The sequence below is a fragment of the Amycolatopsis sp. NPDC114484 genome, from assembly GCF_055633755.1.
The window spans coordinates 1,067,610-1,091,051 of the sequence record NZ_JBVKDQ010000001.1 but is presented as its reverse complement, the minus strand read 5'-3'; the positions used below and the strand labels follow the sequence as shown (position 1 = coordinate 1,091,051).

27 protein-coding genes are annotated in these 23,442 nt (G+C 69.3%); 12 read left to right on the top strand and 15 right to left on the bottom strand.

Going from position 1 to position 23,442, the window contains the following annotated elements; translation table 11 throughout:
• Positions 1 to 6: 6 nt before the first annotated feature.
• From ACZ7SW_RS05280 to ACZ7SW_RS05265, 4 genes are all read right to left on the bottom strand, one after another.
• Positions 7 to 552: a YbaK/EbsC family protein gene (locus ACZ7SW_RS05280; RefSeq protein WP_377874202.1), complete on the bottom strand. Its 546-nt coding sequence runs from the start codon at positions 550 to 552 to the stop codon at positions 7 to 9.
• A gap of 31 nt (positions 553 to 583) precedes the next feature.
• On the bottom strand, positions 584 to 877 hold the full coding sequence (locus ACZ7SW_RS05275; protein ID WP_470229121.1) for a DUF2516 family protein: 294 nt from the start codon (positions 875 to 877) through the stop codon (positions 584 to 586).
• Positions 878 to 1,658: 781 nt separating this feature from the next.
• Positions 1,659 to 2,357: a hypothetical protein gene (locus ACZ7SW_RS05270; protein ID WP_470229120.1), complete on the bottom strand. Its 699-nt coding sequence runs from the start codon at positions 2,355 to 2,357 to the stop codon at positions 1,659 to 1,661.
• Positions 2,354 to 2,749: a helix-turn-helix domain-containing protein gene (locus ACZ7SW_RS05265; RefSeq protein ID WP_470229248.1), complete on the bottom strand. Its 396-nt coding sequence runs from the start codon at positions 2,747 to 2,749 to the stop codon at positions 2,354 to 2,356. The genes ACZ7SW_RS05270 and ACZ7SW_RS05265 overlap by 4 nt, the downstream gene beginning before the upstream one ends.
• Before the next feature lie 140 nt (positions 2,750 to 2,889).
• On the opposite strand from ACZ7SW_RS05265, the gene ACZ7SW_RS05260 reads away from it, so the two are divergent.
• Positions 2,890 to 4,059 carry a methyltransferase domain-containing protein gene (locus tag ACZ7SW_RS05260; RefSeq protein ID WP_470229119.1) on the top strand — a complete coding sequence of 390 codons (1,170 nt, stop codon included), beginning with the start codon at positions 2,890 to 2,892 and terminating at the stop codon, positions 4,057 to 4,059.
• Between the two features lie 181 nt (positions 4,060 to 4,240).
• Complete coding sequence (locus tag ACZ7SW_RS05255; protein WP_470229118.1) at positions 4,241 to 4,855, top strand: DUF3592 domain-containing protein; 615 nt, start codon at positions 4,241 to 4,243, stop codon at positions 4,853 to 4,855.
• A gap of 143 nt (positions 4,856 to 4,998) precedes the next feature.
• On the opposite strand, the gene ACZ7SW_RS05250 is transcribed toward ACZ7SW_RS05255, so the two are convergent.
• The gene (locus tag ACZ7SW_RS05250; protein ID WP_470229117.1) at positions 4,999 to 5,832 is read right to left on the bottom strand and encodes an enoyl-CoA hydratase/isomerase family protein; all 834 of its coding nucleotides are present in this window, start codon (positions 5,830 to 5,832) and stop codon (positions 4,999 to 5,001) included.
• Between the two features lie 122 nt (positions 5,833 to 5,954).
• Between ACZ7SW_RS05250 and ACZ7SW_RS05245 the strand changes: the two genes are divergently transcribed.
• Positions 5,955 to 6,335: a winged helix-turn-helix transcriptional regulator gene (locus tag ACZ7SW_RS05245; RefSeq protein ID WP_470229116.1), complete on the top strand. Its 381-nt coding sequence runs from the start codon at positions 5,955 to 5,957 to the stop codon at positions 6,333 to 6,335.
• Here the strand turns inward: ACZ7SW_RS05245 and ACZ7SW_RS05240 are convergent.
• The 3 genes from ACZ7SW_RS05240 to ACZ7SW_RS05230 are packed head-to-tail and all read right to left on the bottom strand — an operon-like array spanning position 6,302 to position 7,703.
• The gene (locus ACZ7SW_RS05240; protein WP_470229115.1) at positions 6,302 to 6,970 is read right to left on the bottom strand and encodes an AAA family ATPase; all 669 of its coding nucleotides are present in this window, start codon (positions 6,968 to 6,970) and stop codon (positions 6,302 to 6,304) included. The two genes, ACZ7SW_RS05245 and ACZ7SW_RS05240, sit on opposite strands and share 34 nt — an antisense overlap.
• A gap of 1 nt (position 6,971) precedes the next feature.
• Positions 6,972 to 7,301 (bottom strand): TFIIB-type zinc ribbon-containing protein, encoded by a 330-nt coding sequence (locus tag ACZ7SW_RS05235; protein ID WP_470229114.1) that lies wholly within the window; start codon positions 7,299 to 7,301, stop codon positions 6,972 to 6,974.
• 33 nt (positions 7,302 to 7,334) lie between these two features.
• Positions 7,335 to 7,703 carry a VOC family protein gene (locus tag ACZ7SW_RS05230; protein ID WP_470229113.1) on the bottom strand — a complete coding sequence of 123 codons (369 nt, stop codon included), beginning with the start codon at positions 7,701 to 7,703 and terminating at the stop codon, positions 7,335 to 7,337.
• 94 nt (positions 7,704 to 7,797) lie between these two features.
• On the opposite strand from ACZ7SW_RS05230, the gene ACZ7SW_RS05225 reads away from it, so the two are divergent.
• Positions 7,798 to 8,265 (top strand): CGNR zinc finger domain-containing protein, encoded by a 468-nt coding sequence (locus ACZ7SW_RS05225; RefSeq protein WP_470229112.1) that lies wholly within the window; start codon positions 7,798 to 7,800, stop codon positions 8,263 to 8,265.
• A 652-nt stretch (positions 8,266 to 8,917) separates the two neighbouring features.
• Here the strand turns inward: ACZ7SW_RS05225 and ACZ7SW_RS05220 are convergent.
• Positions 8,918 to 10,216: a DUF445 domain-containing protein gene (locus ACZ7SW_RS05220; protein ID WP_470229111.1), complete on the bottom strand. Its 1,299-nt coding sequence runs from the start codon at positions 10,214 to 10,216 to the stop codon at positions 8,918 to 8,920.
• A gap of 29 nt (positions 10,217 to 10,245) precedes the next feature.
• Between ACZ7SW_RS05220 and ACZ7SW_RS05215 the strand changes: the two genes are divergently transcribed.
• Both ACZ7SW_RS05215 and ACZ7SW_RS05210 read left to right on the top strand, forming a co-directional pair.
• Positions 10,246 to 11,412, top strand: a complete 1,167-nt coding sequence (locus ACZ7SW_RS05215; RefSeq protein WP_470229110.1) for a pyridoxal phosphate-dependent aminotransferase — start codon at positions 10,246 to 10,248, stop codon at positions 11,410 to 11,412.
• Between the two features lie 315 nt (positions 11,413 to 11,727).
• Complete coding sequence (locus tag ACZ7SW_RS05210) at positions 11,728 to 13,134, top strand: hypothetical protein (protein WP_470229109.1); 1,407 nt, start codon at positions 11,728 to 11,730, stop codon at positions 13,132 to 13,134.
• Positions 13,135 to 13,568: 434 nt separating this feature from the next.
• Here the strand turns inward: ACZ7SW_RS05210 and yczR are convergent, their stop codons facing one another.
• Entirely contained in the window at positions 13,569 to 15,008 is a 1,440-nt protein-coding gene (gene yczR / locus ACZ7SW_RS05205) for a MocR-like transcription factor YczR (protein ID WP_470229108.1), read from the bottom strand.
• Between the two features lie 61 nt (positions 15,009 to 15,069).
• Between yczR and yczE the strand changes: the two genes are divergently transcribed.
• Positions 15,070 to 15,711 carry a membrane protein YczE gene (gene yczE, locus ACZ7SW_RS05200; protein WP_470229107.1) on the top strand — a complete coding sequence of 214 codons (642 nt, stop codon included), beginning with the start codon at positions 15,070 to 15,072 and terminating at the stop codon, positions 15,709 to 15,711.
• Here yczE and ACZ7SW_RS05195 read toward each other — a convergent pair.
• The gene (locus tag ACZ7SW_RS05195) at positions 15,708 to 16,205 is read right to left on the bottom strand and encodes a Clp protease N-terminal domain-containing protein (RefSeq protein ID WP_470229106.1); all 498 of its coding nucleotides are present in this window, start codon (positions 16,203 to 16,205) and stop codon (positions 15,708 to 15,710) included. The genes yczE and ACZ7SW_RS05195 overlap by 4 nt on opposite strands.
• A 35-nt stretch (positions 16,206 to 16,240) precedes the next feature.
• Entirely contained in the window at positions 16,241 to 16,450 is a 210-nt protein-coding gene (locus ACZ7SW_RS05190) for a hypothetical protein (RefSeq protein ID WP_009071860.1), read from the bottom strand.
• Between the two features lie 434 nt (positions 16,451 to 16,884).
• Between ACZ7SW_RS05190 and ACZ7SW_RS05185 the strand changes: the two genes are divergently transcribed.
• Together ACZ7SW_RS05185 and ACZ7SW_RS05180 are read left to right on the top strand one after the other, a co-directional pair.
• Positions 16,885 to 17,649 (top strand): hypothetical protein, encoded by a 765-nt coding sequence (locus ACZ7SW_RS05185; protein ID WP_470229105.1) that lies wholly within the window; start codon positions 16,885 to 16,887, stop codon positions 17,647 to 17,649.
• 59 nt (positions 17,650 to 17,708) lie between these two features.
• The gene (locus ACZ7SW_RS05180; RefSeq protein WP_470229104.1) at positions 17,709 to 18,392 is read left to right on the top strand and encodes a DUF998 domain-containing protein; all 684 of its coding nucleotides are present in this window, start codon (positions 17,709 to 17,711) and stop codon (positions 18,390 to 18,392) included.
• Here the strand turns inward: ACZ7SW_RS05180 and ACZ7SW_RS05175 are convergent.
• Both ACZ7SW_RS05175 and ACZ7SW_RS05170 read right to left on the bottom strand, forming a co-directional pair.
• Positions 18,370 to 19,398, bottom strand: coding sequence for a D-cysteine desulfhydrase family protein (locus ACZ7SW_RS05175; RefSeq protein ID WP_470229103.1), 1,029 nt, complete (start codon positions 19,396 to 19,398; stop codon positions 18,370 to 18,372). The genes ACZ7SW_RS05180 and ACZ7SW_RS05175 overlap by 23 nt on opposite strands.
• Before the next feature lie 48 nt (positions 19,399 to 19,446).
• A complete protein-coding gene (locus tag ACZ7SW_RS05170) occupies positions 19,447 to 20,052 on the bottom strand; it encodes a DinB family protein (protein ID WP_470229102.1) in 606 nt (201 codons plus the stop codon).
• Positions 20,053 to 20,143: 91 nt separating this feature from the next.
• Here ACZ7SW_RS05170 and ACZ7SW_RS05165 point away from each other — a divergent pair, with 91 nt between their 5' ends.
• Genes ACZ7SW_RS05165 through ACZ7SW_RS05155 form a run of 3 tightly spaced genes read left to right on the top strand, consistent with a single transcriptional unit; the run spans position 20,144 to position 22,918 of the window.
• A complete protein-coding gene (locus tag ACZ7SW_RS05165) occupies positions 20,144 to 21,520 on the top strand; it encodes an amidase (protein ID WP_470229101.1) in 1,377 nt (458 codons plus the stop codon).
• Entirely contained in the window at positions 21,487 to 22,065 is a 579-nt protein-coding gene (locus ACZ7SW_RS05160) for a TetR/AcrR family transcriptional regulator (RefSeq protein ID WP_470229100.1), read from the top strand. The genes ACZ7SW_RS05165 and ACZ7SW_RS05160 overlap by 34 nt, the downstream gene beginning before the upstream one ends.
• Positions 22,049 to 22,918, top strand: coding sequence for an oxygenase MpaB family protein (locus ACZ7SW_RS05155; protein WP_470229099.1), 870 nt, complete (start codon positions 22,049 to 22,051; stop codon positions 22,916 to 22,918). Before ACZ7SW_RS05160 ends, ACZ7SW_RS05155 begins: the two co-directional genes overlap by 17 nt.
• Here the strand turns inward: ACZ7SW_RS05155 and ACZ7SW_RS05150 are convergent.
• Positions 22,894 to 23,430 (bottom strand): CGNR zinc finger domain-containing protein, encoded by a 537-nt coding sequence (locus ACZ7SW_RS05150; protein ID WP_470229098.1) that lies wholly within the window; start codon positions 23,428 to 23,430, stop codon positions 22,894 to 22,896. The two genes, ACZ7SW_RS05155 and ACZ7SW_RS05150, sit on opposite strands and share 25 nt — an antisense overlap.
• Between the last annotated feature and the right edge of the window lie 12 nt (positions 23,431 to 23,442).

The window sequence follows — 23,442 nt, the reverse complement described above, 5'->3', positions numbered from 1 at the left end:
GACAGTTCAGCGCGCGAGCCCGTCGATGACCTCGGCGTTCGGCAGCCCCGCCAGCGCCGAACCCGAGATCAGGAGCTTGCTGCCGCGGATTCCGCTGCCGATCACCAGCTCCGGCGCGTCGGCGACAGCCTGGTCGATGAGGATCGGCCAGTCCGCGGGCAGCCCGACAGGCGTGATGCCGCCGTATTCCATGCCGGTGAGGGAAACGGCCTCGTCCATCGGAGCGAAAGACGCCTTGCGCACGTCGAGACGGCGCTTGATGACTCCGTTGACATCGGCGCGGGTAGTCGCGAGCACGAGCGCCGCGGCGAACCGAACCTCGCCAGCGCGCTTACCGGCGACAACGACACAGTTCGCGGACGCGGTCAGCGGCGACCCGTACGCCTCGCAAAACGCGGCGGTATCAGCGAGTTCCGGATCGATCTCGGTGACGCCGAGCGCGTCCGGCGCGGGCATCGCGGCCAGCGCCTTGGCGACGGGCTCGGCGAGCAGGTCAGTACGGGTCGGGGCGGGAACGACGGTAAGGCTTCCAGCGATAGTCCAGGTGGTCACCGCCCCGAATGTAATCCGCCCGGGCCGACGTTCACCAGTTGCGGTGGCCCCGCTGAACCTCGATGAGCTTCGGCCGCACGTCGACGATGTAGACGAGCGCCGCCGCCATCGCGGGCACCCAGAAGATGAACCCGGGCCCCTGGATCTGGAACAGCACCAGCGCGAGCGTGGCCCCGCCGGTGATCAACATCCAGATCGGCTTGGTCTTGCGATCGGCCGCCGAGTACGCGTCAGCTCGCTGCAGCAGCGCGTGAACGAAGGCGAAGAGCCCGACCAAGGCGCTGCCCCAGTGGATGACCTTGAGGATCCATTCGGCAACCAGCACGACGCCAGCTTACGGCAAACCGCCCACGCCGCCCGCTCCCCCGAAACCCGGCGCCGCGGCGTGACCGCTGGTCAGGACTGGGTTGCCCGGGTTCGCCCATGGTCGACGCGGCGGCGAGCGCTGGGGTGACAACGGTCACTTCCGGCGGGGCTTCGGCTTCGGCTTCGGCTGAGTGCAGTGCCGACCCCGGCTTGGGCATCGCCCGGCTCGCCTTAGGTTCGGCCTAGCCAAATCCTGCGTTGGGTTCGGCCTAGCCAAATCCTCCCGGCTTAGGCCCGACCTAGCTTCCCGCTCGGCTTTAAGTCGAGCAGCTTAGGTCGAACCCAACTCCCCGCCGCAGACCTAGGTCCGACCCAACGACGCCCGCTCCGCCTAGGTCCGACCCAGCTAAGCCACCTCCGCCTAGGTCGAACCCAGCTAAGCCACCTCCGCCTAGGTCGAACCCAGCGAAGCCTGCTCCACCTGGGCCCGACCCAACTAAACCGCCTCCGCTTAGGTCCGGCCCAAACGACGCCCCCTCCACCCGGGCCCGACCCAACCGCGTCGCCGAGCGAAGCCCACCCGCCCAGCGCATTCGCCCCAGCGAGCCCCACCCGACCAACCCCAAAGCCCCGCCGAAACACTCCCAACACAGCACACGGCGGCCGGACCAACCCTCGGTCCGGCCGCCGTGCGACCCCTCGATCTTCAATTCTCGCCCTCGGCGACCCCGGCGCAAACCGAGTCACCCCAACGGTTACCGCGCCGAAGCGCTCGAACCGCCGTCAGTGCGGTGCGACCGTCACTTCTCCGTCTTCGGCGCGGCCGGCTTCTTGGCGTTCGCCGTGGTCGCCGTGGCGGTAGCGCTGGTGGTCGTGCGACGGGCAGGCGTGGCGGTCTTCGGCGCGGTGCGGTTCGCGGCCTTGCGGGCCACCGACCGGGTCTCGTGCGCGACGTTCTCGCCGATTTCCTCGACGGCGTCCGCGGTCTCGCCAGCCACCTCGGTCACCTTGCGGGCGGCCTTCTCCCCGGCGGAACGGGTGCGCTTGGTGACCTTCGCCAGCACGCCGTCGACGCGCTCGCGGGTCTCCTCGGTCAGGCCGTCGACGCGCTCCTGCGCGGCGGTCAGCGCGTCGTCCAGCTGCTCCAGGGCCTTCTTGACCTGCGGCTGCGCGGCGATCTTGTCCCAGGCCTGCTCGCCGGACTCGGCCAGCTTGTTGTACAGCTTCAGCGCGGCCTCGGTGTACTCGTCGATGGCCTTGCGCAGTTCGGCCGGGTCGAGCTTCTCGCGGAGGCTCTCGACGTCGGTCGGCAGCTCCTCGATGCCCTTGCGGGCGGCCTCGGTGTTCTTGGTGACGTTGGCGCGGGCCTTGGAAACCGCGTCGGTCACGGCCTGGCTGGCCAGGTTGCCGGCGCCGAGCGCGGCGAGCAGCGGGGTGCGGACCTGGTCGAGCGCGGTGTTGACGGCCTTGCGGACGTCCTCGGTCTTGGGCGTGGTCATGCCGACTCCTCAGTGGTCTCTTGGGTGATCTTCGGTGCGGTGCTGGCGGCGGCGTTTTCGCGCCGGAAGGACTCGTAGACGTCGAGCAGGACCTGCTTCTGCCGTTCGGTCAACTCGGCGTCCGCGCGGATCGCGTCGCCGACCGGGCCGCCGGTCGGCAGGTCGAGGATCCCGGCCTGCACGTACAACGCTTCGGCCGAGATCCGCAGCCCTTTGGCGATCTGCTGCAGGATCTCCGCGCTGGGTTTGCGGACCCCGCGCTCGATCTGGCTCAGGTACGGATTGGACACTCCGGCGAGTTTCGACAGCTGGCGCAGCGAAATCTTCGCGGAACTGCGCTGCTGGCGGATGTACTCGCCGATGTCGGAGGCGATGTCCGCGACCTTGTCCATGGGGCGCTGTGCTCCGCCGGGTTCTGTCATCCGGTCACCTCCTCGCGACCTACTCGACAGTACGCTCGCGTGCTAGCTATTGCAAGCACCCTGCTTGCAACCATCGGGTGTGGTTCCGCTCACCCCGTTACCCTGGGCTTATGCGGGCACAACGGTTGCGTCGACGCCTGGTCCGGCAGCTCGTCGAAGAGGACGTGCTGCACGACGAAGCCTGGACGGAAGCCTTCGCCACCGTCCCGCGGCACGCGTTCCTGCCGCGGTTTTTCGTGCCCGCCGGCACCGGCTGGGCGGCGGTCGACCGCGGCGATCCGGACTGGCTGGACCGCGTCTATTCGCGCGACGTCCTGGTCACCCAGCTCGACGACGACCCGGCGCTCTGGGACCGCGCCCGCGCGCACGGACCGGTCCCCGGCGTGCCGACCAGTTCGTCCAGCATGCCCGCGATCATGGCGATCATGCTGGAAGAACTCCTGGTCCGCGACGGCGATCGCGTACTGGAGATCGGCACCGGAACGGGGTACAACGCGGGTTTGCTGTGCCGCCGCTGCGGTTCCGGCCAAGTGTCCACAGTGGATATCGACGCCACCATCGCCGCCGCCGCGCAGGAACGCTTGGCCTCCTGCGGCTACGCACCCGCGTGCGCAACCGGAGACGGCGCACTCGGCTTCCCGGCCGGAATTCTTTTCGACCGGGTCCTGTGCACCGCGTCGGTATCACGGATTCCCCTTGCCTGGCTTGCTCAAACACTCCCCGGCGGGCACCTGGTCACCACGCTCAACCGCCCGCTCGGCGGCGGGCTCATCCGCCTGACCGCGGGCGATGCCGCGACCGCCGAAGGCCAGGTCCTAGCCCGCGACGGCCGGTTCATGCCCCTGCGCGCCCATCGGCTGCCACCGCCTGCCGAATTGCCGCCCGCCGCCGACACACCATGGCGTCCGACTCAACTCTCGATGTCGGATGTGCTTAAACCGCAACGGCATTTCGAATTCTTCGCCTCGCTAGAGCTGCCCGACGTCCGCCCGGTGCACGTCGAGCCGAACGGCGCCTTCGCACTGTCCCATCCGGACGGTTCCTGGGCCCGCACCCGCCGCACCGACCACGGTTTCGAGGTAGCGCAAGGAGGTCCGCGCGCGTTGTGGGATCTCGCCGAGGACGCGCACCGCCGCTGGGAATCGCTGGGCCGCCCCAGCCGGTCCCGCTTCGGGCTCACGGTCAACAGCGACGAACAAACCTTCTGGCTGGACGATCCGCAATCGGACGACCGCTGGCCGTTGCAGGGTCTCAAATCTGAGGGCGGATCCCCCAGGTAATCGAGACAGCCGCCAGGCCTTAGGCCGTTTGGTTGTGCGCTCTGCATCCGCTGCGGTAGCACCGGCACCGGGCTTGGCGACATCCCCGGAAAGGGGAAGGATCGGTCCCAGTCCCCACAGCGACGATCCCGGTCGCCCGCATCGGCAACGCTGTCGGACAACGGATCGAAAGGCGGCCGCCATGCCCGGAGAGCCCCGGTTGTCCTCCCTCAACCAGGACTCCGTCGGCCGTGACTTCCTCAGCCGCGACTCCCCGGCCAAGTCCGACATCCGCATCTCGATCTTCATCCGCTGCGTCGTGATGGGCGCCGTGATGCTCGCGATGGGGGTGGTCGCCACGAGCCACGAGGTGGGTATGAGATTGAGCGGCGTGACCACCGTGGCGAGCGTGGATCGCGTTGAGCACCGCGACAAGTGGCAATTCGCCTCGATCACGTTCGACGACTCCAGCGGCTACCGCGTCGTCCAGCAATCCGTCGGCGTGGACCCCGACGTCCGTGCCGGCGACCGCCTCGAGGTCATCTATCTGCCCGATGACCCCTCAAGTGTGGAGCCTGTTTCCAACCGCAAGTTTATGGTGCCGCTCGTGGCGGCGGTCGGCATCGTGGATGCCGCCATGCTGTTCTGGGGGATCTATTTGCTGTGGCTCCAACCCAAGACGCGGATACCAACCGGACCGCCCGCGGCTGCGCCCCGGCGCGCCCAGGGTCGCGCGTCACTGACGTTGAAAAGCGATTTTGGCCCTGTTCGCCGCCCAGGGGGAAAACGCGAGCGCAGGCGGACCGCCGGCCGGTAGCGGTCGGTCACTGACGGGAAGAACTGCCATCGAACTGAGACCGATCTTGAGTGGCACTGCCGTGAGGCGACTGAGGAGCCCCTGCTCACTCAAGATCGACCTGCCGCGCTGTTCGAGGCCCTGCAGCCGTGCGGGTGCTTCGATCAACCCGCCAGCCCGCGAAGCAGCCCTTCCAAATCACGCTCACCCGCCCGCGTCTGCGCGCCCCGTGCCAATCCGCCGCGAATCAGCGATTCCGCGGCCGGACGGCTGATCTGTCCCGCCCACGCGTCGTGTTCCCGCTGAAATCCGTCCGCCAGATCATCCGGGACGACAGCCTGTTTCGCCGCGGCGATCACGCCTTCCGGCAACGCGGCGATGTTGCGCGCCAACCGATCGACCACCTCGTCCAACTCGTCAGCAGGCACTGCCCGATTGATCCAGCCGTACCGCTCAGCCGTCCGGGCGTCGTACAGCTCGGCGCCGAGCACGACTTCCAGCGCCCGGTTGCGGCCCACCCGGCTCGCCAGATACTGCGTTCCCCCGCCGCCCGGAACGATCCCCATCAGCGCCTCGATCTGGCCGATCCCGGCGGAACCGATCGCCGCGAAGGCCAGGTCCGCGGCCGCGACGAACTCCGCCCCGCCGCCGCGTGCCAGTCCGGCCAGCTTGACGATCGTCACCTGCGGCTGATTCCGCAGCAACTCGCCCAATGCCTGGAAAACGTTGAGCCCAGGCGGCACTTCGGGGGCGAACTGATCGAACGAGTCCGGCGCGTCGACAAGGGACATGTCGACGTGGGCGATGAAGAATTCCGGGTCGGCGCTGTCGAAAACGATCACGCGCGCCGATTCGTCGTCCCGCAGCGTGGTCAGCAGCCGCCGGAGGTCCGCCATGAGAGCGACGTCGAGGACGTTGACCGGCGGGTTGTCGATGGTGACGCGGACGAGGCCGGCCTCGCGGCTCACTCGCAGGGTCGCGTAGGCGTCGTGGTGCATGCGGGTCTCCGTTACGTATCTGGCAGGCAGCTAAGTTCCTGATGCATACCTAGACTCGGACCCGGGTCGACCAGCGTCAATAACGCACTTTGGGCATCGCAAGGATCATGGAGGATACCGAGATGACCGCTCCTGGCACCGGAACTGTCTACCGGGCCGACTGTCCCAGCCGCCCGATCCTCGACCAGATCGCCGACAAATGGTCGATGATGGCGATGGCCGTTCTGGAGGAGCCGCGCCGGTTCAACGACATCAAACGCCGGCTGGAAGGCGTGACGCAGCGGGTGCTGACCCAGACCCTGCGCCGCCTGGAACGCAACGGCATGATCGTGCGGCGAGTACTGCCGACCTCACCGGTCGGAGTCGAGTATTCCCTTACGCCGCTTGGCGAATCGCTCCGTGAACCCTTCGGTCGGCTGTACGACTGGACCGTCGCGCACACCGCCGAGATCCACGAATCCCAGCGGGATTACGACGAGCGTCTCCGCGCGGAGGAATCGTGAGGGGTCGCTAGGTCCGACCCAATTCTGGCCCGGACCCACTTCTCCACCACGGTCACGACGTCGTCGAGCCGGGCATCCGTCGTGTCGATGGACTCGACCTGCCCGCGTATCCACAGGTTGAACTCGAGCATCTCCTCGATGCGCGGCTCGTGCCACTCCCGCCACGCGGGCCGGGCGCGCAGCCTCCGCCGGAGGGTCTCGTCGTCCGCGACCAGTGCCAGATAGTGCACGTCCGAGAAGAAAACCCGCTCTGGCAACGGTTCCAGCTCCTGCGGCGCGACCGTTCCGCACAGCACGACCGGCCGTCCGTTCTGGTGCAGCATCGCCGCCATCCGCAACCAGGCCCCGCGAAACGCCGGATTCCCCGGTTCGTCGTCGCGCAACGCGCCGGTCCACAGCACGTCCTGCTCCAGCACGACGGCCTCGCCCGCCAACCGCTGCGCCAGCTTCGGCCCGACCGTCGATTTGCCGCCCGCGCTCGGGCCGGTCAGCGCGAACAACGGCAGCCGCCGAAACGGCCACCGATGCCCGCACTCCGCACACCGCAAGGTGTCCCCATCAGCCTGTGGACAACTCGCCCGATCCCCGCAGGCCGGACAGATCCGCAGGTCAAGCGCTACTGGATCGGTGGACAACTCAGTCGAAGAGGTTCTCGAGGAAGCTGCGCTTGCGGCGTCCGCCGTACGGCCGCGGCGAATCCCCGTAGCCACCGCGATACGGCCGCGGCGAATCCGAGTGCCCGCCTCGGTACGGGCGCGGCGAATCCGAGTGCCCGCCTTGGTAAGGGCGAGGCGAATCGGGACGGCCGTACTGCGGCTGCTGCCGGTAGAAAGCGCTCTCCGCACCGGCGATCTGCTCCAGCTCGCCGCGGTCGAGAAAGATCCCGCGGCAGCCGTCGCACTGCTCGATGTGGACGCCGTTCTTGCCGACCGTGCGCATCATGTTCTGACACTTCGGACAAATCACGCATCCGACCCTACGCGGATTCGCCGCGCCGTGTCAGCAGGCGCAGAGGCAGAACGGGTGGCCGACCGGATCGGCGTACACCCGGAAGGTCTCCGGTGAATCGTCGAGCAGCTTCGCGCCCAGCCCGAGAACGCGCTGGTGAGCGGCCTCGAGATCGGCGACGTCCAGGTCGAGATGCGCCTGCTGCGGCGTGTCCTGCGACGGCCATTCGGGGGCGCGATAGTCGGCCACCCGCTGAAATTCCAGCCGGACGCCGCCGCGCGGGTCGACGAGCGTGGCCCAGTGGCCGTCCGGGGCGATCTCGGGTTCGTCCCACTCGAGCACGGAGCGATAGAAGCCGGCGAGCGCCGCCGGGTCCGGACAGTCGAACGCAATGCCGCCGAACGTCGGAATCGCACCCATGTTTCGTCCACCCTCTCCTCGTCGCGTAACCAGTAAAGCGAGTATGTCGGTTAGGCAGCCAGGTCGCAACCGATATCGCCCGTACACTGGGCGGGTGCACACCGACGCTTCCCTGGTGGTCGCCTTTCTCAACACCGTCGACATCGAACGGGGCGACGACCTGCTGGACGATCCGGAGCTCTGGCGGCAGTGGGCCGCGGGCCACGACGTGACACCGAACGATCCCGCCCAAGCCCGCGCCGTGCGGGACAGCCTGCGCGCCGCGGTCGGCGATCCGCGGCTGCCCGCGACCACGCTGGACGTCCCGCTCCGCTTCACGCTCACCGACACCGGCCCGACGCTGCTCGCCCCGGACGCCGTCACCGCGGTCCTCGCCGCGGCCACGCGGATGGCCATCCGGGGCGACTGGGTCCGGCTCAAGATCTGCCCCGCCGACGACTGCCTGTGGGCCTTCTTCGACGAATCGCGCAACCGCTCCCGCACCTGGTGCTCGATGCGCGTCTGCGGAAACCGCGAAAAGGCCCGCTCCTGGCGCGCCCGCACGGCGGCTGTGCACAACTGACCCCCTGTGGACAACTTGTCCACACACACCACATATGCACGTGCAGATGCCCCGGATCCCCACAAGTTGTGGACAGCGATTAGGCCATCACCGTGAATTCCTGTGGATAACCCCGGGGATAACTCAGCTTCCTGTGGACAACTGGTTTGAGCGGGTCGCGGCTGTGGTATAGGACGGCGCGCATCCGACCGAGCACCCGCCGCACCCGTTCGAAGCCGGTAAGACACGCGGTCGGCACCGCGGTTGAAGCGACGAGATACGCGCGCGCTCAGGCCGCGGTCCGCTGAGGTCGCGAGCCATCGCGCCGGAACTTCCCCGGCGGCGAATTCTGCTCAACCACAACGAAATCCACCTCAGCCGGAGGTCCCGGGGTGGCCGGATCTCACCTCGGAACAGCAGGCAGAGCCTCGCCGTCAGCTCGTCCCCGCGCGGCCGAACACCCGCCCTCAACCCGTCCCCGCACGGCAGGACCCCGCCCTCAGCCCGTCCCCGCACGACGGAGCACCCATCCTCAGCCCGTCCCCACGCGGCAGAACACCCGCCCCTAGCCCATCGCCGCCCGGCAGAACACCCGCCCTCAGCCCGTCCCCGCCCGGCAGGGCCCCGCTCCTCAACTCGGCCCCACACGGCAGAACAACGGCAAACCCCGCCCTCAGAACAGCAACTGCGCCACCGCGTAGATCACCAGCCCGGCCAACGCGCCCACCACGGTCCCGTTGATCCGGATGAACTGCAGATCCCGCCCGACCTGCAGTTCGATCTTCCGGGAAGTCTCCTCGGCGTCCCACCGCTCCACTGTGTCCGTGATGATCGTCGTGATCTCGCGGGAGTAGTGGGTCACCAGGTAGACCGCCGCGCCCTCGACCCAGCCGTCCACCTTCGACGTCATCGACGGGTCGTCCACCAGGCGTTTGCCCAGCGATTCCAGTCCGCCGCGGACCCGCAGGCGCAGCTCGCTCGACGGGTCCTCCGCGGCCTTCAGCAGCATCTCCTTGGCCGTCGCCCACGCGCTGCCGATCAGTTTCTGCACTTCCGCGTGGTGCACGAGCTGACCCTTGACCTGCTCGGCCCGTTCCATGGTCTTCGGGTCGGTCTGCAGGTCCTGCGCGAACTCGCCGAGGAACTTGTCCAGCGCCAAGCGCATCGGGTGGTTGACGTCCGTTTTCACCGCCCAGGTGAAGGTCAGCACCTCGCCGTACACCTTGTCCGCCAGCATCTCGTCGACGAACTTCGGCGACCAGCTCGGCGCGCGGTCCGACACCACGCGCAGCATCGTCTGGTGGTTGTCCCGGACCCATTCGTAGGCCCGGTCGCACATCAGGTCCACGAGCTTGTGGTGCGCGCCGTCCTCGAAGACGCCCGCCAGGATCTTGCCGAGCGGCGGGCCCCACGGCTTGTCGATCACGCGCTTGACCACGGCCTGCTCCATGATCGCCTGCACGTCCTCGTCGCGGAGCACCGTCACCGCGCCGCGCACGACCGTCGCCAGTTCCGACGTCACGCGTTCGGCGTTGTCGCGCTGCGAGAGCCAGGCGCCGAGCCTGCTGGCGACCTCGACGCGGCGCAGTTTGTCGCGGATGACGTCCGGGGACAGGAAGTTCGAGCCGACGAACTCGCCGAGGCTGTTGCCGAGCGCGTCCTTCTTGTTCGGGATGATCGCGGTGTGCGGGATCCGCAGCCCGAGCGGATGCCGGAACAGCGCGGTCACCGCGAACCAGTCCGCGAGCGCGCCGACCATGCCCGCCTCGGCCGCGGCGCGCACGTAGCCGACCCAGCCCGGCCAGCCCGCCGACTCCGCCCAGCTCGTCAGCAGGAACACGATCGTCGCGCCGAGCAGGAAGGACAGCGCGACCAGCTTCATCTTGCGCAGGCCGCGCCGTTTCGCCTCTTCGCCGGCGGTGCCGCCGGGCGGGTCCGCGGGCGTGACCTTGGCAGGGGTGAGTTGCTCCACACCGCCATTGTCCGTGAGGATGCGTTCTCGTGCGTGAACCAGCTCTCGTCCCCCGCCTCCGCCCGTTCGCCTCGACGGTCTTCGCGGAGATGACCGCGCTCGCCGTCCGGCACGACGCGGTCAACCTCGGCCAGGGCTTTCCGGACACCGACGGACCCGCCGGAATGCTCGAAACGGCGAAGAACTCGCTGTTCGGCGGCGACAACCAGTACCCGCCGGGCCCGGGCCGCCCGGAGCTGCGCGCCGCGATCAGCAGGCACCGCCAGCGCTACGGGGCCAGCTACGACCCGGACACCGAGATCCTGGTCACCGCGGGCGCGACCGAGGCCATCGCGGCGACGCTGATCGCGCTGACCGAGTCCGGCGACGAGGTGATCGTGGTCGAGCCGTACTACGACTCGTACGCCGCCGCGGTCGCGATGGCCGGGGCGCAGCGGCGCGTGATCGGGCTGGTTGAAACCGAGAACGGACAGCTCGAACTCGACCTCGACGCCTTCCGCGACGCGATCACGCCGAGCACCCGCGCGGTGCTGCTGAATTCGCCGCACAACCCCACCGGCACGGTGTTTTCGCGCGCGCAGCTGGAGGAAGTCGCGCGGCTGTGCGTCGAACACGACCTCGTCGCGGTCACCGACGAGGTCTACGAACACCTCGTCTTCGACGGTGCCGAGCACCTTCCACTGGCGTCGTTCCCCGGGATGCGCGAGCGGACCGTCGCGATTTCCAGCGCGGGCAAGACCTTCAACTGCACCGGCTGGAAGATCGGCTGGGTCTGCTCAACGCCGGAGCTGGTCGCCGCGGTGAAGGCGGCGAAGCAGTTCATCACCTTCGTCTCCGGCGGACCGCTTCAGCCGGCCGTCGCGTACGCGCTCGACAACGAACTCGAGTGGGTCGAAAACCTGCGCACGAGCCTTCAGGAGAAGCGTGATCGGCTGTCCGCTGGTCTCGCCGATGCGGGATTCGCAGTACGGCCGAGCGCGGGGACCTATTTCGTGACGGCTGACGTGCGTCCGCTCGGCTTCGAAGACGCCGCCGAGCTCGCTTGGACGCTGCCGGAACGCGCCGGAGTCGCCGCGGTACCCGTCAAGGTGTTCACGGATCACCCAGACGAGTGGAAACACTTGTTGAGGTTCGCGTTCTGCAAGCGCAACGAGGTGATCGACGAAGCGGTCGAACGCCTGCGGAAACTCGTCTGACGACTGCGGCCCGGCCCCGGTTCGGGGCTGCGGTAACCGGGATACCGAGAGTGGCACAGGGGTGAAACGTCGGGTCAACGCCCGAATTCGAGCCGTCGGACCGCCGCCCGGATGGCCGCATCGGCCCCGGTTGGAGCCACGCAGGGTGATCGAGTAGGGCGGATCGGGCACCAGAGCCGGTGGGGACGTTCCGCCTTACGGGGTGGATCGAGCGCGGGAGAGATGAAACACTCGCGTCCGGTGCTAGAAAGAGGGCAGCCCCGGGGGACCTGCGACCTGGCCGGAAGAGAGCCCCAGCAAGATCAGTCTCGTGCGGTGGCACGAGCTTCAGGCGCGGACGGTGGTGGTGGCGTGACCGGCATGGCGACCCCGCGCGGCCTCGCACCTCTCGCGACGTCCGGCGCAACCGCCAGTCCGTTCGGGAGCACGGGTTCCGCGCTCCTGGGAATGGTCGACCGCGCTGAGCGGAATCCCTCCGTCGCGCGCGCGGGCGCGCGACGACGGCCACGTGCCTGGGCGGCGCCGATCGCCCGGCCCGCCGCCCGGATCGCCGTCGCAGGCGGGCTCACCCTGGCCGGATGGCTGCTCGGCGCGGCGTTGTCGCAGGCGAACGCGGCGACGGACGACCACCCCGGCTATGCCGACCGTCCGGCAGTTTCCGCGCACGACACCGACCCAGAGCACCACTACGCCGGAACGGCCACGTCCGGCACGCTCACCTGGGCCATGCCCGGCGCGGCGACCGGCGCGAAGCGCGCCTCCCTGCACCGGTTCCAGGTCTCCGCCCACGACTACCGGCCGGACGTGAGCTTCCGGCCAGCAACGTCGACCGGAAGCGAGCCGGACCCACAGGACCCGGACCGCACCGTTTCCCAGCCCGCCCCCGCGGCGAAGGCCACCAAGCCCGCCAAGCCGAAGAGCCCGGTCAAGCCGAAGCACCACGCCACCACCCAGCCCGGCCTGCTCAGCGGCACCAGCAGCGAACCCGAGCAAGGCACCAGCAGCGCACCGCAGCCCAGTCTTCTCAGCACCGCCAGCCACGAACCTCAGCAAGGACTCCTCGACGGCTTGCTCGGCGGCTCCGATCGCGACTCCGGCCCGGGTCTCCTGGACGGCCTCCTCGGCAGCCCCGAACACGACCAGCCCGGGCTCCTCGACAGCATCCTCGGAACTGTCGACGACACCGTCGACACGACCCTGCACACCACCGTCACCTCGGTCGACACCGTGATCGACACCGCGCCGGTCCGGGTCGTCGAAGCGCCGGTCCACCCAGTCGAACCGGCACCGCCGGTCAGCGGGTCGATCAGCGCCTCCGTCCCCGCGACCAAGCTGACGAAAGAACCTGAAGCGCCGCCGGTCGCGGTAGAGGCCAGCAAGCAGGTCCCCGCCGTCGGGCATGCCACGCCCGCCCGCGTCCTCACTCCAGCGCCCGCCGCCAAGCAGGAAACCGAGCCCGCGCCGCCGGTCAAGGAACGCAGCCAGGCCGGAGGCGGCAGCAGCGGTGGCGGCGAAGGCCTCCCCGCGGCACCGGCCGCGCCCGCCGCGCCCGCGTCGACTGTCTCACCGGGACACGACGGTTCCGGCGGCCTGCGCCAGCTGTTCGCGCTGGCCGGCGACGGCGACACCGTCACTCAGCTCAAGCTCATCGGCGTCAGCCGCGACCACGAGGTCGACGGCGCCGGCAGGGACGCCGCCCTGCCGACCACCTCCCCGGACTGACCGCTCGACCGGTTACCCGGGGAGAGCCACGTCCATCTCAAGATCAACTTCTTGATCGCGCGCCCGTTCGCCGCGCCGGGCTCACCCCTTCGCACCAGCGTCACTTCGATCAAGGGGCTGAACCATGACCGCACTTCCCGACCGGCCGACCGCGCCCGGCCGGATCGGGTCCTGGTCCCGGCGCCGCGCTGCCCCCGCGGCGCCGGGACCCACCACGGGCGTGCTCCGGAGGCTTTCGCTCACCGCGCCGAGCGAGGGCCTGCGCCAACCGAAGCCCGCCTGAACCGAGGGCGCTTCCCGGCACTTCGAGGGGCTGTGCCGGGAAGCGCCTCGGACGATCGGCCGGTGCGCCGGACAGGTGACCGCCACCCTCCCTGGAGTGGCTGGATCCCATCCGGTGCACCGGCTGTTCACTTTTCCGGGGTCGTGAGCCGCTACGTCACCGGGATCCGCTCCGCGGGCACATCCGCGCAGCCGCGCACCGAAGCCGCCGCCGCGCTGACCCGCCGCACCGCCTCCGGCAACTGCTCGCGCGGCAGCCCGAACGGCAGCCGCAGCCAGCGTTCCAATCCGCCGTGCACCCCGAACCTCGACCCGGGCGCGAGCTGCACCCCGCGATTCGCCGCCGACACCGCCAGTCGCGTGCTCATCGGCTCCGGCAACCGGCACCACACCGACAGTCCGCCGGACGGCACCTCGAATGTCCACTCTGGACAGTACTTGCGCAGCGCCGCGACCGTGATGTCCCGTTGCTCCCGGAATTCCGTCCGCCGCCGGGCAAGCGCTTCGTACCCCTCGGGCTCCAGCAGCGCCGCCAGCACGAGCTGATCGAACACCGGCGCGCCGAGATCGACCGCGAACCGCGAGGACTGCAGCCGGTCCAGCAAATCCGTGGACGCCCGGATCCAGCCCAGCCGCAACCCTCCCCACTGCGATTTCGCCGCCGATCCGACGCTCAGCACCAAATCCCCGCCGAACGCGGCCAGCGGCGGCGGACCGTCCACTGGATCGCCCTCGTAATCCAGCTCTACCAACGATTCGTCGACCACGACCGGCGTCCGCGACCGGGCGAGCAGCCCGCCGAGCCGTTCGCGCCCAGCCGCGTCGAGGCGCAGTCCAGTCGGGTTCTGGAAGTCCACCACGAGATAGCCGAACCGAGGCGCGGCCTGACGCAGCGCGGCTTCGATCCCGGGCAGATCCCAGCCGCGCACCGGATCGAGTGCGACGGGCACCGGCAACGCGTGCGTCGCGCGGACGGCGTCGATCGCGTTCGGATACGTCGGCTGCTCCAGCAGGACGCGATCGCCCGGCCCGGTCAGCATCCGCAGGCACAGCACGAACGCGGAGTACGCGCCGGACGTCACCAGCACCTGATCCGGCGAGGTCGGCAGGCCACGCGCGGTGTAGCGCTCGGCGATCCGCTCGCGCAGCCGAGGAAGGCCGCCGGTGAGATAACCGTTGCCGCTGACGTACTCGACCAGGTCGCGCCGCGCGGTGTCGAACGCGGCCATCAGCCCAGGTACAGCGGGCGGCGCGGCCCGCGCGAGGTCGAGGAGGTCGTCGCGAACCGCCTCGGCCTCGTCGCGGTTTCCGACACCGGCCACCCACGATCCAGCCCCGCGACGGCTGGCGACGAGACCGTCCGCGCGAAGCCGGTCGAGCGCCGCGCCGATGAGCGTGCGACTGACGCCGAGCGCGTCGGCCAGTTCGCGCTCGGCGGGCAGCCGGGTGCCGATCGGCAACTGCCCGTCGAGCACGTGCAACTCGACCGCCGCGGCGAGGTCGGACGCACCCTGCCGGGAGCCACGCTGCCGCCATTCCCCCAGCAATGTGGCCAATCGCCGTCCCGAGATGCGTCCACCCAGAGGTTCCATAAGGCCAATTATCTCGTATTGGCCATGGCTTATCAGGCCAGTGGTCGCCAATAGTGGAGAAGTGGCAACAATCGACCTCAGTCCGCTCAGCATCCGCCGATCCCCCGCGCGCCGGGGCGCCCAGTTGCTCGCCGGCCTCGCGCTCTACGGCGCGAGCATGGCCATGCTCACCCGAGCACGCCTCGGCCTCGACCCGTGGGACGTGCTGAACGACGGCCTGACCAAGCTCACCGGGCTGACGTTCGGCACGATCAGCGCCGTCATAGCGGTGTTTGTATTGCTGCTGTGGATCCCGCTGCGGCAGCGCCCAGGCATCGGCACCGTCGCGAACATCGCGGTGATCGCGGTGGCCGTCGACGCGGTGCGCGCCGTGCTACCCGACCAGCACGTGCTCGTCTGGCAAATCCTGATCCTGGTCGGCGGCGTAGTCCTGAACGCCGTCGCGACCGCGGTGTACGTCGGCACCCGCCTGGGCCCCGGACCACGAGACGGCCTGATGACCGGCCTGCACGCCCGCACCGGCTGGTCCGTGCGATTGGTCCGGACCGGCATCGAACTGATCGTCCTCGCCGCGGGCTGGCTGCTCGGCGGCTCGGTCGGCGTCGGAACGGTGCTGTACGCCCTCAGCATCGGCCCGCTGACCCAGGCCCTGCTCCCCCTGGTCACTTGGCGCACCGGGACGAACGAGCAAGAACAGCATTAGCGATTGCCGACGGCCTGCCGAACCGCCGGGTAGTCGATACCGCGCGCCGCAAGGAAATCGGCGACCGGACCGCGCTGCTTGACCAACGCGAGCAGCAGATGCTCCTGCCCGAGATGCTTGTCGCCAAGGTCGTGCGCCTCCCGCACGCTCATCTGCAGCGCGTTCTTGGCATCCGAGGTGAACGGCAAGTGATTGCGCCGAGTACGCCGCCCGGCCTCAGCGAGCGCGCCCGGCCCGTGCGTCTGCTCGACCCGCTCCACAATCTGATCGACGTCGATGCCGAACTCGGTGAGCGCCTCGGCATCGGCGTCACTGATCCCACCGCGCCGACGCACCCGAGCGAGCTCAGCGAAGACGTCCTCCCGCGACACCCCGAGAACCCGCAGCAGCCGCACCGCCTCGCCATTCTCGATCCGCGCCAGCCCAGCGAAAACGGCCTGCGCGGAAATCTCGTGCGCCCCCGCCTCGTGCGCCGCCGCCTGCGCCTCGACCACCGCTCTCCGGGCGTCATGGGTGAACTTCTCGAACATCAATGCCTCCCGTACTTCTTGTGGACGGCCTGCCGGCTGACCCCCAACTCGGCCGCGATGTCCTGCCAAGACCAGCCGTGCATGCGCGCGCTGCGCACCTGCACCGCCTCCAACTGCTCCAGCAACCGCCTAAGCGCCGCCACCGCCCGAAGCCCCACCCGGGGATCCCGGTCACCAGCGCGAGCGGCCAGATCCGTCGCTTCCGTCATGATGTCAATCTAGGTTGACACCCGCGCCTCTGTCAACCCGAGTTGACACCAGGGCCGCGAAGGCCCCCCTCACAGCCCTGGATTCCCTCAGGGTTCCCCTCACGACCCACCCGCCACCCCTCCCCGACACGCGCCCCAATGTGGCATTGGGCGCTAGCCCCACCACCCACCAAACCGCAGCCAGAGCACCCAACCCAACCAAGCACCCACACCACCCCCGCACCCCGATACGAAGCCTCCCTGCGGTCTGGGGTTGCTTGTCAAGGCATCTTTCCCGCCTTGACAAGCAACCCCAGACCGTCAGCACAATCAAGCTTCGGGGTGCCCCCAGCGGAGACCACGAGCAATGTCGCCGCCAGGCGACGAGCCACCCCACCACCCAGCCGCCAGGCGACGAGCCACTCACCAAGCCCACCCGAGCTACAGTCGACCCCGTGCCCGAGATCTCGACCGCCGAGCGAGCCGGAGTCGGTTCCGACGGCCACCCCCGCCCCACCGAAGACCACGTCGCCCTCCTCGACCAAGCCATCCTGGTCCTGGACGGAGCCACCTCCCCCAGCCCGGACCTCCCCCCAGGCGGCTGGTACGCGCACCTCCTCCGCGACCAGCTAGCCCACGAACTCCAAACCCACCCCCAAGAAGACCTAGGCACCGCCCTGGCAGCCGCGATCACCGCGGTGGCCGAAACCCACGACCTGCACCCAGGCCACGCCCCCTCCAGCACAGTCTCGATCCTCCGCTGGACCGACTCCGAAGTAGAAGCCCTGGTCCTGGCCGACAGCCCGGTAGTCGCATTTGGACAGTTCGGCACCGACGTGGTCTCCGACGACCGCCTGATCTCCCTGCGCAACAACGGCCTCCTGCAAACCAGCGCAGACGTCCGCCGCCGCCGCAACGCCGAAGACGGCTTCTGGGTGGCCGAAGCCGACCCCTCAGCGGCTCACAAAGCAGTCCTGCGCAGCTGGCCACGCGAAGACCTCGACGCAGTCCTCATCGCCACCGACGGCGTCGCGATCGGAGTAGACGAGTACGGCCTCTTCACCTGGCCAGAAGTCCTGCAGCTAGCCAAGAACAAAGGTCCCGAAGCGGTACTAGACGCAGTGCGCGCCGCGGAGAACGACGACCCGCACGCGGTCCGCTGGCCGCGCGCCAAACGCCACGACGACCAGGTGCTCGTACTGGCCGACTTCGCGGGGTAGGGGCTTAATCAGGGGTTTTCCCTGATCACGAAACGCCGCCGAGCCGCCAATCTGGCTACATGGGGAACTCACGAGGCGTCCGGGGATGGCGCCTGACCGCACTCGCTGCGATCGCCTGGGGGCTGTTCACGATCACCGTGCTGCACATCATCAGCTCGCACGACCCGATCTACGACACGCTTTCGAGCTACACGATCACCGACCGCGGGGAAGGCATGCTCGGGGCGAGCGTGCTGTCGGTGGCGGTCGGATCGCTCGCGGTGCTCGGCGCGCTGATCGCCGGCGGCGTTCCGATGACGGTCAGCACCAAGGCTTTGCTGATGCTGTGGGCGCTAGGTCTGGCGGTCGCCGCGGTTTTCCCGGCCAGCTACCCGCCGAGCCCGAATCCGCTCAGCGGCGACATCCACCTTTACTCGTGCCTGGTCGCGTTCGCGAGCCTGCCCGGCGCGGCGATCACGATGCTGGAGCCGTTGCGCGGCACCGCGGAGCGCGTGCTCGTGGTGCGCTGGCTGAAGTTCGGGCTCGCCGCGGTCGGGCTGTTCGGGCTGAGTTTCCTGTTCGTCCGCCTCGACGAAGCCGGGGTGCGGCCGTTCCACGCGCTCACCGAGGTGCTGCCGGTGGGCGCGACGCAACGGCTCACGCTGATCGCGAACGTCGCCCTGCTGCTGGTCCTGCTCCGCATCGCGGTGCGGACCGAAACCGCTCGCGCCGCGGTGCTCGTCACTTCCGCGCCTCGGCCATGAATTCAGGCGCGTAGCCGAACAATCCGGGAAGCCCTCCGGTGTGGACGAACACCACGGTCTCCTCGGGCGAATACCGTCCCGCCGCCGCCCATTCCACCAGGGCGGCGGCTGCTTTTCCGGTGTAGACCGGGTCGAGCACCACGCCCTCGGTACGGCCGAACAACCGGATCGCCTCCCAGGTCCCCGACGCCGGGATGCCGTACCCCTCGCCGATCGTCGTGTCGTTCAGCCACACGTGCCCCAGCTTCGGTGGGTCGAACCCAAGCAACCGCGCGGCACCGGCGGTGAGGTGGGCCAAGTTGTCCACAGCCTCGTCGAGCGGGTGGCTGACGCAGGCGATGTCGAGGTCCAGCGATCCGAGCACCTCCGTGCCGAGCGCGAGCCCGGCCGCGGTGGCCCCGCTGGCGTGCGGACCGACGATTCGGGCGTGGTCCAGGCCCAGCTCCACCAGCTGGGCAGCTAGCTCGCGGGTGGCATCCACATAGCCGAGGACGCCGAGTGGGTCGGACCCACCGACTGGGACCGTCCAGACTTTCCGGCCCTCGTCCGCCACTTCGGTGAGCAGCCGTTCGTACGTCGCGGTCGCTTCCGCGTCCGACGCGCAGACGTGCACTCGCGCGCCGAAGAGGTGGTCGAGCGGGACGTTGCCGGACCGCTCGTACGCGTCGCCGGAGCGCGGCACCTCAGCGGTAAGCACCAGCTCGCACCGCAACCCGAGCCTCGCGCACGCCGCGGCGGTCTGGCGGCCGTGGTTGGTCTGCAGCGCACCGAAGGTGATCACGGTGTCGGCACCGTCGGCGAGCGCCGCGCCGAGGTGGAAGTCGAGTTTGCGCAGCTTGTTGCCGCCGACGCCGAGTGGGTGGACGTCGTCGCGCTTCAGCAGCAGCCGGGGAATGCCGAGCGCTTCACCGAGCCGCGGCGCCGGGACTAGCGGTGTCGGCCCGTGGTGCAGACCGGCACGGGGAAAGCCGTCGAAGGCGGGGAACCGGGCGAAGTCGAACGTCATCGATCCTCCGTGCGCTGGCCGGGCTGGTGGCGTGCAGTTTAGGTGGCTTTATCCAGCGGTGGCGGGGTCCGCGGCCTTGGCGACCCGCTCGATTTCGGCGCACCGGCTCTGCCAGAAGGCGGCGTCCTGGCCGCGCCGGGCCATGGCCTCCGCGTCCATCTCGACCACGCCGTCCAGCTGTTCGCGCAGGATGTCGGCGTGCCCGGCGTGCCGGTTGGTCTCGGTCAGCATGTGGACGAGAACGTTGAACAGCAGCACGTCCGGGCGTGGCCACCAAGGCACGTGACCAGGCGAGTCGACGGCGAGGGCGGCGATTGTCGCGTCGGAGTGCTCGCAGACGCGTTGGTAGCGGCTGGTGATTTCCTCGCTGGTTTCGTGCTCGGTCGCCCACAGGTCGGTGCCGCGCTGGCTTAGGTCGTCCCATCGCGGGATGGGCTCAGGGAAGGGCCGGTCGAAAACCTCGCCGAAGTACCGGGCCTCGGCTACCGCGAGGTGCTTGACCAGGCCGAGAAGGTTGGTTCCGGTCGAGGTCAGCGGGCGGCGAATGGCGTATTCGGGCAGTCTGTCGAGCTTCCGGAGCATCGTCTGCCGGACCTCTTTCAGGTCGTCGTGCAGGTACTTCTTCGCGAAGTCATCGATCACGACTACGAGCATGCCCGAACCTCGCCGCCCGTGGTCAGGGGTGCTTTGCCGCCCTCGGCCGTGCTACGTTCGTTCGAGCGAACGAGAGAACGGGGAGCCGCTGATGCCTTCCGCGACGACAGAGTTCACGACCCTTGCCGACCAGGTCGCCGCGCTCGACGCCGGCGAGGTCACGGCCGTGCAGCTCACCGAACTCGCGCTCAAGCGGGCCCACGCGAGCCAGCCGGTGCTCAACGCGTTCCGCGTCCTGCGTGCCGAAGCCGCGCTCGCCGAGGCCGCCGAAGCCGATCAGCGCCGCGCCAACGGCGATCGGGCACCGCTGCTCGGGGTGCCGGTGGCGATCAAGGACGACGTGGACCTCACCGGCCTGCCCACCGCGTTCGGGTGTCCCGGCGACTTCCCCGTGGCCACCGCGGACGCACCGGCGGTGGCGAAGCTCAAGCAGGCCGGCGCGGTCATCATCGGCAAGACCAACACGCCTGAGCTGGGCCAATGGCCGTTCACCGAGGGAACGGCCTTCGGCGCGACGCGCAATCCGTGGCAGCCGGAGCACACGCCGGGCGGGTCGTCCGGCGGATCGGCCGCGGCGGTGGCGGCCGGGATCGTGGCGGCCGCGCTCGGGTCGGACGGGGCGGGTTCGGTGCGCATCCCGGCGGCGTGGACCGGGCTCGTCGGGATCAAAACCCAGCGCGGCCGGATCCCGACCGACAGCGAACTGTTCCACGGCCTCACTGTGCTCGGCCCGCTCGCCCGGACTGTCGCCGACGCGGCCACGCTCCTCGACGTCACCGCGGGCACCGGCACGTCGTTCCAAACCGCCGCGCAGCGCGAACCCGGACGGCTGAGAATCGGTCTCTCCACCCGGATTCCCTTCACCGCGACCAAAACCAGGCTCGACCCCGTGGTCGAAGCGGCGGTGCGGCAGACCGCCGAAACGCTTGCCGGACTGGGACACGAGATCGTGCCGGTCGAACCCGGGTACGGCCTGATCGGCCTCACCTTCCTGCCGCGGTCGCTCACCGGCGTGCGCGATTGGGCCCGCCGCGTGCCGGAGCCTTCCGCCCTCGACCCACGCACTCGCAGCAACGCCCAGCAAGGCGGACTGCTCGCCGGGCCCGCGCTGAAACTCGCCCGCGCGCTCGAACCCGTGCTGCGCCGCCGGATCGGCGGGATGTTCGGCGACATCGACGTCCTGCTCACACCGACCACCGCCACCCCGCCGCCCGCGATCGGGTCCTTCGACGGGCTTTCCGGCTGGCAGACCGATCAGACGATGATCGCCGCCTGCCCGTACGCTTGGCCGTGGAACGTGCTGGGCTGGCCCGGGGTGAACGTGCCCGCCGGACAGACCGCGGCCGGGTTGCCGCTCGGGGCCCAGCTGCTCGGCCCGTCGCATTCCGAGGAGCGGCTGATTTCCGTTGCCGCGCAACTGGAAGAGGTGCTGCGATGGCCGGACCGGCGTCCCGAGCCGGGCTGGTGAGCACTCGCGACGCGATCCTTCGCGCCACTCTCAAAGTGGTCGGCGAACAGGGCGTCGGCGGCCTCACCAACCGGCGCATCGTCGCCGCGGCCGGGGTTTCGCTAGGCACGCTGACGTATCACTTCCCGAGCCAGACCGAGCTGTTGCGCGAAGCGATGCTGTTGTTCGCCGAGGAGGAAACCGCGAAGCTGGCGGGGATTGTCGAGGCTTACCAAGCGCAAGGGCTCAGCCTCGAACAAGCGGCGACGGTCGTGGAGCACGTGATCAAACAGCTGCCGTTCGGCACCGACGAACTCGCGCCGCACGAGCTGTACCTGCAAGCCGCGCGAGACCCCGGGCTGCACGAAGCTTCGGCGAAATGCTTTGCGGCGTATGACGAATTGGCCATCGCGATCCTCACCGCACTCGGCCTGCCGGATCCGGAACGGGTGGCCGGGCCGGTGGTCGCGTTGATCGCCGGGCTGCAGTTGCGCCGGCTCGCCACCGGCACGGACGTCCCGGCCGCGGAGCCGTTGATGATGCTGTTGCATGGCGCCCGGGGCTGACGTGGCCCCGCCGGTCGTCCGCGGTACCGCGGCTTGGCGCTATTTCGGAGACTCCCGCGATCTGCTGCTCGCGGGACAGGTGCTCGTGCTGCAGGTCGCGCATCCGGTCGTCGCGGCCGGGGTGCGCGATCATTCGGATTATCGCGAGGATCCGTGGACTCGGTTGATGCGCACCGTCGCTTCGCTGTCGATCTACGTGTATGGCGGGACAAAGGGCGCGCAGGTCGAAGCCAAGCGGTTGCGGGAACTGCATCGCACCTTCACCGGGACCGCCGACGGTGGCCGCTACAGCGCACTCGATCCCGGCGCGTACGCGTGGGTGCACGCGACGCTGGTGATGGCTCCTGTTGACGCGCAACGGTTCTTCGGCCGTCCAATGTCCACTTCGGAGCTTGACGAGTACTACGCGCAAATGTGCGGCATCGGCCGGATCCTCGGCGTGCGCGAGCGGGATCTACCGCCGACCTGGCCGGAATTCGAGCAGTACTACCGGGAGATGATCGCCGGGTTCGGTCCCAACGAGACGATCAGCACGCTGTTCGAAACCATTGACACCGTGGGAAAACCGTTCGACCGCATGTCGGATCGCCGGTGGTCGAAGCTCCAAAAAGGATACTCGACCGCGCAGATGTTCCTTATCCGCGCGACGCTCCCACCCGAGCTGCGGGACAGTCTTGGTCTGCAGTGGACGGACGAGGACGCGCGCAAGTTCGCCCGCTTTTGCCGCGCGACCAGGATGCTCGGCAGCGTGATTCCGGCGTCGCTTCGCACTGCCCCCATGCGAGTAGTCGGCAAGCTGAACGTGTGGCTGCGCGAGCACCCTTGGGCTTACCGGTTTTTCGTGCGTTCGTAATGCGCCCGGGCCTTCGCCCGGTTCCCGCAGCGGGACATCGAGCACCACTGCCGGGTCCGGCGCGGCGACGTGTCGACAAACCGCAGGCCACAGTCGTCCGCCGAGCAGATCCGGATGTCCTCGGCGCCGGTGGCGAGATCGACCGCGTCCGCGGCCAGCACGGCGAACGCCGTCGCCACTGGATCCGCTGGAGCGGGCACTTCTCGTTGCAGCACCCCGTCTTTCAGCAGCAGCCGGGCAGGTTTCGGCGCGGCGGCGAGTGCCTCGTTGACCAGCCGGACGTCCTTGGCGAGCGGCGTGGCAGTGAGCAATCGGTTCACCGCCTCGCGTAGCTCCTTCGCCGACGCCAGCTCGGCAACGGTCACCGGCAGCCGGCCGAACCCGGCCAGCTCAAGCCATTCCGCGAGCGCGTCCGGGCCGGTGAGCAGCTCGATGCCCTCCGGGAGATGCCGGGAGCGCAGCGTGTTCACCAGGTGCAGACACGGCCGTCCGGCGTCGAACACCCAATCCATACCGCCCATTCT